The organism is Micromonospora sp. HK10 (assembly GCF_000982955.1).
GTDB lineage: Bacteria > Actinomycetota > Actinomycetes > Mycobacteriales > Micromonosporaceae > Micromonospora.
Genome location: NZ_KQ058698.1, coordinates 5,590 through 17,475, shown reverse-complemented (window position 1 = coordinate 17,475; position 11,886 = coordinate 5,590). Strand labels below are relative to the sequence as shown.

At 73.1% G+C, this 11,886-nt stretch carries 9 protein-coding genes and 1 pseudogene; 6 read left to right on the top strand and 4 right to left on the bottom strand.

Annotated elements, in window-relative coordinates; genetic code table 11:
• Positions 1-12: 12 nt before the first annotated feature.
• Positions 13-651, bottom strand: a complete 639-nt coding sequence (locus LQ51_RS04920; RefSeq protein WP_046563457.1) for a TetR/AcrR family transcriptional regulator — start codon at positions 649-651, stop codon at positions 13-15.
• A 66-nt stretch (positions 652-717) separates the two neighbouring features.
• On the opposite strand from LQ51_RS04920, the gene LQ51_RS04915 reads away from it, so the two are divergent.
• The 4 genes from LQ51_RS04915 (at position 718) to LQ51_RS04900 (ending at position 5,840) form a co-directional block, all read left to right on the top strand.
• Positions 718-1,170 (top strand): SCP2 sterol-binding domain-containing protein, encoded by a 453-nt coding sequence (locus LQ51_RS04915; protein WP_046563456.1) that lies wholly within the window; start codon positions 718-720, stop codon positions 1,168-1,170.
• A 1-nt stretch (position 1,171) separates the two neighbouring features.
• On the top strand, positions 1,172-2,386 hold the full coding sequence (locus LQ51_RS04910) for an acyl-CoA dehydrogenase family protein (RefSeq protein ID WP_046563455.1): 1,215 nt from the start codon (positions 1,172-1,174) through the stop codon (positions 2,384-2,386).
• Between the two features lie 199 nt (positions 2,387-2,585).
• Entirely contained in the window at positions 2,586-4,151 is a 1,566-nt protein-coding gene (locus LQ51_RS04905; RefSeq protein WP_046563454.1) for an AMP-binding protein, read from the top strand.
• 126 nt (positions 4,152-4,277) lie between these two features.
• On the top strand, positions 4,278-5,840 hold the full coding sequence (locus tag LQ51_RS04900; protein WP_046563453.1) for a N,N-dimethylformamidase beta subunit family domain-containing protein: 1,563 nt from the start codon (positions 4,278-4,280) through the stop codon (positions 5,838-5,840).
• A gap of 272 nt (positions 5,841-6,112) precedes the next feature.
• Here the strand turns inward: LQ51_RS04900 and purD are convergent, their stop codons facing one another.
• From purD to LQ51_RS04885, 3 genes are all read right to left on the bottom strand, one after another.
• A complete protein-coding gene (purD, locus tag LQ51_RS04895; RefSeq protein ID WP_046563452.1) occupies positions 6,113-7,360 on the bottom strand; it encodes a phosphoribosylamine--glycine ligase in 1,248 nt (415 codons plus the stop codon).
• Between the two features lie 91 nt (positions 7,361-7,451).
• Positions 7,452-8,375: a type IV toxin-antitoxin system AbiEi family antitoxin domain-containing protein gene (locus LQ51_RS04890; RefSeq protein ID WP_046563451.1), complete on the bottom strand. Its 924-nt coding sequence runs from the start codon at positions 8,373-8,375 to the stop codon at positions 7,452-7,454.
• Positions 8,376-8,670: 295 nt separating this feature from the next.
• Positions 8,671-9,960, bottom strand: a complete 1,290-nt coding sequence (locus LQ51_RS04885) for an adenylosuccinate synthase (protein ID WP_046563450.1) — start codon at positions 9,958-9,960, stop codon at positions 8,671-8,673.
• Positions 9,961-10,082: 122 nt separating this feature from the next.
• Here LQ51_RS04885 and LQ51_RS04880 point away from each other — a divergent pair, with 122 nt between their 5' ends.
• Positions 10,083-11,081: a diacylglycerol kinase family protein gene (locus LQ51_RS04880; protein WP_046563449.1), complete on the top strand. Its 999-nt coding sequence runs from the start codon at positions 10,083-10,085 to the stop codon at positions 11,079-11,081.
• Positions 11,082-11,155: 74 nt separating this feature from the next.
• Positions 11,156-11,886: pseudogene (locus tag LQ51_RS33260) on the top strand (chromosome partitioning protein); the annotation flags it as partial.

Here is an 11,886-nt window from a genome sequence, read left to right as displayed (position 1 = left end):
CCCGATAGGAAATCAGTCGGCGGGTGGGTGCCAGACGGTGCCGCGGAGCAGTTGGTCGGCGCCGAGCCAGGCCACGTTCATCATCCGGGTGGCGGTCTTCTCCGGGTCCGCCTCGGGGTGGTCGGCGAGCCAGTCCGCGAGGGACTCGGTCGCGCCGACCAGGGCGTACGCGACGACCTCAAGATCGGTGGCGCGGACCTCGCGGCCCTTGGCGCGCAGCGCGTGGTCCAGCATGCCGGCGACCACGTCGACCAGCCGGCCGCGCATGGTGGCCAGCTCGGCGGCGAACGGTTGGGAGGCGCGGGCCTGCCGGTAGAGCACCGCCCAGCCGTCCCGGTGCGCGCCGACGAAGCCGAAGAAGGCGCGCAGCCCACGCCAGAGCCGTTCGTCGGCGGGCAGGTCGGGGGCGGCCGCCCCGGCGATGGCCTCCATCATCCGGGTGCCCTCGCGGTGCAGGCAGGCGACGAAGAGTTCGTCCTTCGTCCCGAGGTACGCGTAGACCATCGGCTTGGAGATGCCGGCGTCGTCGGCGATCTCGTCCATGCTGGCCGCGTGGAAGCCGCGGCGGGAGAAGACCTTGACCGCCGCGTCGAGCATCTGCTGCTCGCGGACCGCCCGGGGCAGGCGCTTGAAGGTGGGCGTGCTGGACACCTTGCGAGCATACCTACTGGTGCGTAAGGTTACGCCAGAGTAACCAAGTCGAGAGGTGCATCCCCCATGACTGACTTCGACCCGGCCAACTTCGCGAACGTCGGCCCGAAGGAGTTCGCCCAGCTGGTCAAGTCCACTCCGGACGACAAGATCGCCGAGATCATGTCGGGCGAGCTGCGCGGCAAGGTGCTGAGCGAGGTCTTCAACCGGATGCCGTCGCTGTTCCGCGCCGACCGCGCCGGCTCGACCAACGCGGTCATCCACTGGAACATCACCGGTCGGCCGGACGGCGGCACCGACACCTACGAGATCGTCATCGACAACGGCACGTGCACCGTCTCGGAGACCCCGACCCGCGACCCCAAGCTCAGCCTCACCATGGGGCCGGTCGAGTTCCTGAAGATCGTCTCCGGCGGCGCGAACCCGGTCATGATGTTCATGACCGGCAAGCTGAAGGCCAAGGGCGACCTGGGTCTGGCGGCCAACATCGCCAACCTGTTCGACATCCCGAAGGCCTGACATGACCGAGTTCTCGCTCGACCTGAACGAGGAACAGCGGGACCTCCGCGACTGGGTGCACGGCTTCGCCGCCGAGGTCGTGCGCCCGGCCGCGGCCGAGTGGGACGCCCGCGAGGAGACCCCCTGGCCGATCATTCAGGAAGCCGCGAAGGTCGGCCTGTACGGCTTCGAGTTCCTCGCCACCTGCTGGGCCGATCCCACCGGCCTCTCGCTTCCGATCGCCAGCGAGGAACTCTTCTGGGGTGACGCCGGCATCGGGCTCGGCATCTTCGGCACCTCCCTCGCGGTCGCCGCGATCTACGGCGCCGGCACCCCGGACCAGCTGGTCGAGTGGGTGCCCCAGTGCTTCGGCGACGTCGACCAGCCCGCGGTCGCCGCGTTCTGCACCACCGAGCCGGAGGCCGGCTCCGACGTCGGGTCGATGCGGACCCGCGCCGTCTACGACGAGGCCACCGACGAGTGGGTGCTCAACGGGCAGAAGGCGTACGCCACCAACGGCGGCATCGCCGGAGTGCACGTGGTCACCGCCTCGGTCGAGCCGGAACTGGGTTCGCGCGGGCAGGCAGCGTTCGTGGTGCCACCGGGCACCCCGGGGCTGAACGCCACCCGCAAGCTGCGCAAGCTCGGGCTGCGCGCGTCGCACACCGCCGACGTCTTCCTCGACGACGTCCGGGTGCCCGGGCGCTGCCTGCTCGGCGGCAAGGAGGCGCTGGACGAGCGGCTGGCCCGGGCCCGCTCCGGGCAGCGCGCGTCCGGCCAGGCGGCGATGCGTACCTTCGAGCTGTCCCGACCGACCGTGGGCGCCCAGGCGCTCGGCGTGGCCCGCGCCGCGTACGAGTACGCCCTGGACTACGCGAAGGACCGGGTCCAGTTCGGACGGCCGATCATCTCCAACCAGGCGGTCGCGTTCGCGCTCGCCGACATGAAGATGGAGATCGACGCCGCCCGGCTGCTGGTCTGGCGGGCCTCCTGGATGGGCCGCAACAACCGGCCGTTCACGGCGGGCGAGGGCTCGATGTCCAAGCTCAAGGCCGGCGAGGTCGCCGTCTCGGTCACCGAGAAGGCGGTTCAGCTCCTCGGCGGCGCCGGCTTCCTGCGCGACCACCCGGTGGAGCGCTGGTACCGGGACGCCAAGATCTACACCATCTTCGAAGGAACCTCCGAGATCCAGCGGTTGGTCATCTCCCGGGCCATCTCCGGGATGCAGATCCGCTGATCGCCGGCGGACTCCGACCCGACCCGCGACGACATCCGCTGTGCCGAGTGGTACCCGTCGCGGGTCGGGCCGCCGGTCCGCCCCTGCCCGACGGACGCGGCTCCGCACGTCCGCGGGCTGGACAGATGATCACCTCAGCCGGGCCGGCCAGGTCCGGACGGTGCATGATCGGGAGACTCGAACGCGAAGGAGACTCGGGATGGATCTGCCGTTCATGGTCGCCACGCTGACCCGACGCGGACTGCTCACCCCGGGGCACCCGATCCGGGTCGCCTCCCAGCTCAACGCGCTGCGCCGCTGGGGTTGGAGCCTCGCCGGCGAGCTGCGCCAGGCCGCCGCCCGCGATCCCGGGCGGACCGCGGTCGTCGACGAGAACGGCGGCAGCCTGACCTACCAGGAGCTGCTGGACCGCTCGGAACGGCTGGCCCGGTCGATGCGCGCCGTGCTCGGCGTACGCAGCGGCGACCGGATCGGCGTGCTGTGCCGCAACCACCACGGGCTGATCGAGGCGATCGTCGGGGCCATGCTGCTCGGTGCGGACGCCGTACTGGTCAACACCGGGCTCTCCGCCGGCCAGCTCAGCACCGTGGCCGAGGAGCAGGAGCTACGGGTGCTGGTGCACGACGCGGAATTCGCCGAGCGGCTCCTCGCCCTCCCCGCCGAGGTGCACCGGGTCGACGAGCAGGGCCAGGAGGCGTTGATCGCCGCCGCCCTGCCCGGAGAGCAGCTCCAGCCGCCGGAGCGGGACGGCCGGACCATCGTGCTCACCTCGGGCACCACCGGCGCACCGAAGGGCGCCCGGCGACCGACCCCGCACGGATTCGGCCCGCTGGTCTCCATCATCGACCGGATCCCGCTGCACACTCGGGAGACCGTGCTGATCGCCGCGCCGATCTTCCACACCTGGGGGTACGCCGCCCTCCAGGTGGCGTTCGCGCTGCGCGCCACCGTCGTGCTGCACCGCCGCTTCGACCCGGCCGCCACGCTGGCCGCGCTGACCGCCCGGTCCTGCGACGCGCTCTTCGCCGTACCGGTGATGCTGCAACGGTTGATGGAGGCCCCGCCGCCGGCGGCCCGACCGCCGCTGAAAGTGGTCGCGGTCAGCGGCTCGGCCCTCCCCGGCGGGCTGGCCACCGCCTTCATGGACCGCTTCGGCGACGTGCTCTACAACCTCTACGGCTCCACGGAGGTCTCCTGGGCCTCCATCGCCGGCCCCGCCGAGCTGCGTGCGGCGCCCACCACGGCCGGCCGGCCGCCGCACGGCACCCGGCTGGAGATCCTCGACGACGCCGGCCGGCCCGTGCCGGGCGGACAGGTCGGGCGGATCTTCGTGGGCAACGAGATGCTCTTCGAGGGGTACACCTCCGGAGCCAGCCGGGAGAGCCACGACGGCCTGCTCGACACCGGTGACCTGGGCCGGGTCAACGCCGACGGGTTGCTCTTCGTCGACGGCCGCGCCGACGACATGATCGTCTCCGGCGGGGAGAACGTCTTCCCGTCCGAGGTGGAGGATCTGATCGCCCGGCTGCCGCAGGTGCGTGAGGTCGCGGTCATCGGCGTACCGGATCCCGAATACGGTCAGCGACTGGCCGCCTTCCTGGCCCTGCACCCGGACGAGCAGCTCGACCCGGCCGCGGTCCGCGAGTACGTGCGGCACTACCTGGCCCGCTTCTCCGTACCGCGGGATGTGGTCTTCGTGAAGTACCTGCCCCGCAACGCCACCGGCAAGGTGGTCGGGCGCGAGCTCCGCCGTTACTACGAGTGATTGTCAGCTCGGCCGGTGCGCGTGAGCGCCCGCGCGAGGGACAGATTTGACGTACGGAGCGTGATAACCTCTCCCCGCTTTCGTCCCGGGCCCGGCAGGTCCTCTCCATGCCCCAGGAGCCACTAGATGGTCCGCATGCGTCGGCGCTGGGCGCTCGCCCTGCTGGCTGGTGGGGCGTCCGCCGCGGCTATCAACGCGGAATACTTCCCGGGCCGGACGCCGGCGCCGGCGCCGAGCCCCTCCGACGTGTCGGTCCGGCAGCAGCCGCCGTCCCCCGTCGCCGACGAGAACCTCCGGCCCGGCGAGCCCTGGTGGCCGACCGAGGGCCCGCCGGCCGCCGACGACAACCACCGGCAGATCCAGGGGTACGCCAGCAGGACCAGCGTCCTGCCCGGTGACTCCCTCGACTTCCACGTCGCGGTGAACCCGGCCGGCCGGTACCGGATCTCCATCCACCGACTCGGCTGGTACGGCGGCGCGGGCGCCCGCACTTTGTACACCAGTCCGTACCTCAACGGGGTTCCCCGGAAGGTGCCGGCGGCCGACGCCACCGACGGCATGATCGCCTGCCGCTGGCCCCGCTCCTGGCGGCTGAACGTGCCCACCGACTGGCCCTCGGGGGTCTACCAGGCGGTGTTCACCTCGGCCGCCGGCCGGCGGGCCTGCACCCCGTTCATCGTCCGGGACGACCAGCGCCGCTCCGACCTCTGCGTGGTCCTGCCGGTCACCACCTGGCAGGCGTACAACCAGTGGCCGAAGGACCGCCGGCAGGGCAAGAGCCTCTACAACGGCTACTCCCCCCACGGCCGTCGGGATCCGAAGCTGCGGGCGGCCCGGGTCTCCTTCGACCGGCCGTACGCCAACGACGGCATCCCCTCCCACTTCCTCGACGACCAGCACGCCATCCAGTTCCTGGAGCGGTCCGGCTACGACGTCTCCTACGCCACCGACTTCGACCTGCACGCGGGGCGGATCGATCCCACCCGGCACCGGGGCATCGTGTTCTGCGGGCACGACGAATACTGGTCCACCGAGATGCGCAGGGCCGCCGAACGGGCGGTAGCCGGCGGGACCAGCCTCGCCTACTTCGGCGCGAACAGCATCTACTGGCGCATCCTCGTCGACGCAGCGGACGACGGCCGGCCGGAGCGGACCATCACCTGCACCAGGATCCCGCCCGCCGACCTGAGCGCGGTCACCGACGAGACCACCTGCCGCTGGCGCGACCGGGGCGAACCCGAGCAGGCGTTCCTCGGCGTGCAGTACAACGGCATCGTGGACGGCCGCAAGCCACTCATCGTCCGCGCCGCCGACCACTGGTTCTGGGCGGGCACCGGCGTCGCCGAAGGCGACCGGATCCCCAACCTCGTCGGTGGCGAGGCGGACGGCCGCTCCCCGCGCGTCAAGCCGCTCCGCGATGTGCGTGCCGCGATCCTCAGCGCCTCGCCCTACCGGACCACTCAGGGCCGACCGCAGATCCAGAGCAGCCACATCTACGAGACCGCCAACGGGGCGGTCGTCTTCGCCGCCGGCACGCTGCTCTGGACGACGGCACTGAACAGCCCCACCGGGCGGGACGAACGCATCGAACGGGCCACCCGCAACCTGCTGGACCGGATCGTCCAGGGCACGGTCCCGCCGGCCCAGCCGACCACCCCACCAGCCAGCCCGGGCGTCGGGGCGGTCTAGCGCCCCTGCTCCGGGCGGACGGTTTCGTGCCTCGCCGGCCGGTCAGGCCTAATCCGTCTGCCGCCGGCAACCGGTCAGGCCGACAAGCTGGCCGGCACCCGGTCAGGCCTGATCCGTCGGCCGCCAGCAACAGGTCAGGCCGACAAGCTGGCCGGCACCCGGTCAGGCCTGATCCGTCGGCCGCCGGCAACCGGTCAGGCCGCCCGGCTGGTCCGTCCGCAGGCGGCGCCCGGTCAGGCCGGCAGGCTGATCCGTCCGCCGCCGGCGCCCGGTCAGGCCGGCAGGCTGATCCGTCCGTCGGCGGCCGCGGCGGCGATGTCGGTCCGGTGCTGGGAGCCGGCCAGCCCGATCCCCGCCACCAGGTCGTACGCGGCCTGCCGTGCCGCCGCCAGGTCCGGGCCGGTGGCCGTGGCACAGAGCACCCGGCCGCCGGCCGACCGCAGCGTGCCGTCGCCGTCCCGGCGGGTGCCGGCGTGGATCACGCCGGGCTGTTCGGCTCCGGTGATCACGTCACCGGTGCGCGGCGCTGCCGGATAACCTTCGGCCGCCACCACGACCGTGACCGCCGAACCGTCGCGCCAGCGCAGCGGCGGGTGGGCCGCCAGCGTGCCGGTGGCGGCGGCGTGCAGCAGCCCGGCCAGCGGGGTGTCCAGCAGCGCGAGGACCACCTGGGTTTCCGGGTCGCCGAAGCGGGCGTTGAACTCGATCACGCGGGGGCCGGCGGCGGTGATCGCCAGGCCGACGTAGAGCAGACCCGAGAACGGGGTGCCGCGCCGGCGCATCTCGGCCAGCGTCGGGTGCACGACGTCGCGCATCACCTCGTCGACCAGCCCGGGCGGCGCCCACGGCAGCGGCGCGTACGCCCCCATGCCGCCGGTGTTCGGGCCGGTGTCGCCGTCGCCGGCGCGCTTGAAGTCCTGGGCGGGCAGCAGCGGCAGCGCCGCCTCGCCGTCGGTGACCACGAAGAGGGACACCTCGGGTCCGGCCAGGTACTCCTCGATGACGACCCGGCCGCACTCCGCCGCGTGCGCCTCGGCGACCGCCGGGTCGTCGGTGACCACCACGCCCTTGCCGGCGGCCAGCCCGTCGTTCTTCACCACGTGGGGCGCGCCGAACTCGGCCAGCGCGCGCCGGACGCTCTCCGCGTCCTCGCAGGTGTACGCCCGGGCGGTGGGCACGCCGGCGGCCGTCATCACGTCCTTGGCGAACGCCTTCGAGCCCTCCAGCCGGGCGGCCTGCGCGGACGGGCCGAACACGGCGATGCCCTTGGCGCGTACGGCATCGGCGACCCCCGCCACCAGCGGCGCCTCGGGCCCGATCACCACCAGGTCGGCACCGACCTCCACGGCAAGCGCCGCCACCGACGCCGGATCGGTGGGCTCCACCGCCCGCACCTCGGCCACGGCCGCGATCCCCGGATTACCCGGCGCCGCGACCAGCACCTCGACCGCCGGATCACCGGCCAGCCCGAGCGCGAGCGCGTGCTCCCGCCCACCACCACCCACAAGAAGAACCCGCACGACCCCGCATCCTACTGACCACCCCGCCCACCGCTGTTGATCAAGGAGTTTGCGTCTCAGATTCGGTGATTCACCGACGCGAACTCCTTGGTCAACGGCGTCTGCCGAGCGCATGCCGGACCGTTTCCGGGATGTAGTCGGGCCGGAGGGTGTCCATCCAGGTGAAGCGGAGCACCCGCCAGCCGGCGTTGACGAGGCGGTTCTGCCTGAGTCGGTCCGCGTACACCGCCCCTGGGGTCCGGTGCGGACCTCGGCCGTCGGCCTCCGCGATCAGCCGCGCGCTACGCCAGCCCAGGTCTCCGATGCCCAGCAGGTAGCCGTCGTCGTCTCGGACCTCGAGCTGCAGGACCTCGGGTGGTACGCCACCGTCGACGCACCGGAGCCGCGCGCGGGTCTCCAGCGGTGACTGGGCACGGCCGTCGACCTCGGCAAGGTACGTCCTCGCGGCGACCGCCCCGCGCCGGCCGGTGAGGTGTGTCAGCACCAGCGAGAGGTCGGGCTCGGCGAGGAGCTGCCGGTTGAGGGCGGAGTCGAGGACGCACACCGCCGGATAGCGATCCAGGCGCAGGACGAGGTCGGCGACGGTGCGCGCCGGCGTGGTTGCCGGCACACCACCCACCTGGCAGACATCGGCGGCACCGAGGGTGAGCTGATGCACCACGAGACCCGGATCGGCGCGGCGCTGCACGTGCGGGCGATCGGGTGGCACCGAGACGTGCACCGCCCCCGTCGCCCGAAGACCGTCGATGCCGTGCAGCTCGGCAGCGGTGTCGAGGACGGCGACCGCTCCCGGGCCCAGGCTGGTGACCGCGGCGCTGATGCACGCGGCTCGCAATGCCGCCGGGTGCGGCCCGGCGATCGGCATGAAACAGCCCCGCGATACGCGTGTCCAGCGGCCGGACCGGACCAGGTGCCGGATCTGATCCCGGCTGAACCCCAGGCCCAGGGCCTGTGCCGCCGTCACGAACCCACCCTGCCGGCCAGCCACCAGCCGGAGCACCTCGACATCGACCACCGCCGCAGCCTGTCAACCCGCGCACTGATCCCGCCGCCCCTGTGGAAAACCCTCCCTCCCCCTGTGGACAACAACCCACCCGCCCCACCGCCCCGCCCCCCTGCCGCCCCACCCGACCCCCACCACCCAACACTGTTGATCAAGGAGTTCAGGTCTCAGATCCGCCGGATCCTGGACGCAAACTCCTTGATCAACGCGCTGGAGGGCCGGACGGAGCCGGGCGGGAGCCGGGCGGGAGCCGGGCGGGAGCCGGGCGGGGCTGGAGGGCCGGGGACGGGGACGGGGACGGGGGGGGTTAGGGGAGGAGGGGGTGGCGGAGGACGTTTTCTTCGCGGCCGGGGCCTACGCCCACGACGCTCACGCGGGTGTTGGTGAGTTCTTCGATGCGGGCGATGTAGCGCCTCGCGTTCTCCGGGAGCTCGTCCTCGGTGCGGGCCTTGGTGATGTCCTCCCACCAGCCGTCGAGCTCTTCGTAGATCGGCGTCGCGTGGTGGATCTCGGTCTGCGTCATCGGCATGTCGTCGTAGCGCTGCCCGTTGATCTCGTACCCGACGCAGATCGGCACCTTGGCCATGCCGGTGAGCACGTCGAGCTTGGTGACGACCAGATCCGTGACGCCGTTGAGGCGGCAGGCGTACCGGGCGACGACCGCGTCGAACCAGCCGCAGCGCCGCTCCCGGCCGGTGGTGGTGCCGTACTCGTGGCCGATCTTGCGCAGGTGCTGGCCGTTGTCGTCGAACAGCTCGGTGGGGAACGGGCCGCTGCCCACCCGGGTGGTGTACGCCTTGCTCACCGCGATGACCTTGGTGATCGCGGTCGGCGGGATGCCGGCCCCCACGCACGCGCCGCCGGCCGTCGGGTTCGACGACGTGACGAACGGGTACGTGCCGTGGTCCATGTCGAGCATGGTGGCCTGGGCGCCCTCCAGCAGCACCGTGTCGCCACGGTCCAGGGCGTCCCAGAGCATGACGCGGGTCTCCGCGATGTACGGCCGCAGCCGCTCGGCGTACCGCAGGTACTCCTCGACGGTCTCGTCGACGTCGATCGCCTTGCGGTTGTAGACCTTGAAGAGAAGCTGGTTCTTCTCGCGGAGCGCCAACTCCAGCTTCTTCCGCAGGATGCCGGGGTCCAGCAGGTCCTGGAGCCGGATGCCCATCCGGGCGACCTTGTCGCCGTACGCGGGGCCGATGCCCCGGCCGGTGGTGCCGATCCGGGAGCTGCCCAGGTAGCGCTCGACCACCCGGTCCAGCGCCCGGTGGTGCGGCATGATCAGGTGCGCGTCGCCGGAGATGCGCAGCCGGGACACGTCCACCCCGCGCTCGGCGAGGCCGTCGATCTCCTCCAGCAGCACCTTCGGGTCGACCACCACGCCGTTGCCGATGACGATCATCGCGCTCGGCGACAGCGCGCCGGACGGCATCAGGTGCAGCGCGTACTTCTGGCCGTCCGGGGTGATCACCGTGTGTCCGGCGTTGTTGCCGCCGGAGTAGCGCACGACGTAGTCGACCCGCTCACCCAGCAGGTCGGTAACCTTGCCCTTGCCCTCGTCGCCCCACTGGGCACCGAGGAGCACGATCGCTGGCATCTTCTCCGCCTCCAGAAGGCTCGGGTGCCAGGTGGCGACCGGTCAGCGAGCCCGGGGTGTCAGGCTAACAAGTAGTGACGATGGGACCGGCAGGGGTTCGTCGAGAAGCAGGAGGCTCCTTCGTGTACGACGTGGTGCTGCTCACCCTCGGCTCGGAGCGGGACGCCGCCGGTGGGGGCTGCGGCGGTGGCGACGCCTGCTGCGGTGGCGCCGCCGAGGGAGCCGGCGAGGAGTCCCCGGAGCGCTGCGAGACGCCGCGCGTACCGGTGTTGGCCTGCGCGGACGCGCTGACCGCCCGGGGCGCGCGGGTGGTGACAGTCACCGCCCGGTCGGACGCGGAGATCGACGAGGTGCTGGCTCGGCTGGACGCCCCGCCGCGCGCCGACGGCCTCACCTGGCCCGACCCGGACTCCAAGACCCGTCTCGTGATCGCTACGGCCAGTGACGGCCAGTTGCGCGCCGTGCTGCGCCGGCTGGTCCGCCGGTACGCCCCGCCGCCCAGCCGCCGTCCGGACGACCTGCCCGGCGACCGGACGGTGCCGGACCTGCCCCCGGTCGGCGTACTCCCGCTCGATCCGGCCCGGAGCGGTCCGGCGCGGGACCTGGCCGGGCAGCTCGGGCTGCCCCGGGACCCGGCGGCGGTGGCCGCCGCGGTGCTGGACGGTACGGCTCGCCGGCTCGACCTGCTGCGCAACGACGGCGGTTCGGTGACCCTCGACGGCGCCCTGCTCGGCGCGGCCGACGACGCGGGCCGGCCGTTGCACTGGCGGGCCCGCGTGGAGGTCGACGGGACGACGCTGAGCGACGGGGACGAGCCGATCATGGCCTGCGCGATCGGCAACGCCGGTGGGTACGCGCGCCTGGCCGACGTGACGCTGCTCGCCGACCCGGACCCGGCCGACGGCCGGGTGGAGGTGGCGGTGGCCGTGCCCGTGGTCGCCCGCTCCACGTGGGGCCGCAAGCGGGTACGCCTGGAGGTGCGGCGCGCCCGCGGACGGGCCGTGGCCGTGGTGCCGCGCGACGACAAGGTGCCCTTCCTGGACGACGGCGTCGAGGCTGAACTGAACCGGAAGCGCTCCTGGTGGATCGAGCCGGGCGCCTGGGCGGTCTGGTCCGGCTGACCTCCGTCGATCTTCCGACCGGGCGGCCGGGCAGCCGGACGGCCTATCCTCGGCGGGAGGAATGGGGAGGAACCGTGGTGCACGAGAACGCCGACCGGGCCCACGTACCGGGCCAACCGCAGGTGCCGGAGCGGGACATCGAACCGCTCTGGCCGCCCGAGCAGAGCGACCCGGCCGCCACCGTCCCGCCCTGGGCCGCCCCGGCCCAGCCCGGCACGGTGAGCTGGCCGCCCACCCCGCCCGGGCCGGACACGCCCAACTGGCCGCCGTCGACCGCGCCGGCCACACCCCCGCCCACCCCGGTGGGTGAGGGACCGGTCCCGGAGACGGTACGGCCGGCATCCCGCCCGCCGGCCCCGGTGGACCTGGACCTTCCGTTCACGCTCGACCAGCCGCCCGGTCCACCGGCCGGGTCGGCCGCGCCCACGGACCCGAACGGCACGCCGGACCCGGTTGGGCAACCGGGGAGTTCACCCGCCGACCCGCGCCCGCCCGCCCGCGCCGGCGAACCGCCGGTCACGACGCCGGAGGGTACGACCCCGCCGGCCAGCCAGGACGACGGCGAGCCCGATCCGGCCGGGGCCGACACCCGCGGCGAGCCCGATCCCGCCGGGGCCGGCGTCCGCGACGAGTCCGCCGCCGGCCCCGGTGGCCGGGGCGAATCACCCTGGGCCCAGCCACCGCAGCGCGCCACCGCCCCCGAGCCGACCTCGACGCCACCCGGCGCCGAGCCGACGGTGCCCGGCGGAGCCACCCGCCAGTCAGCGCCGACCGACCGGGGCGCCACCGGACCGGGCCCGACGCC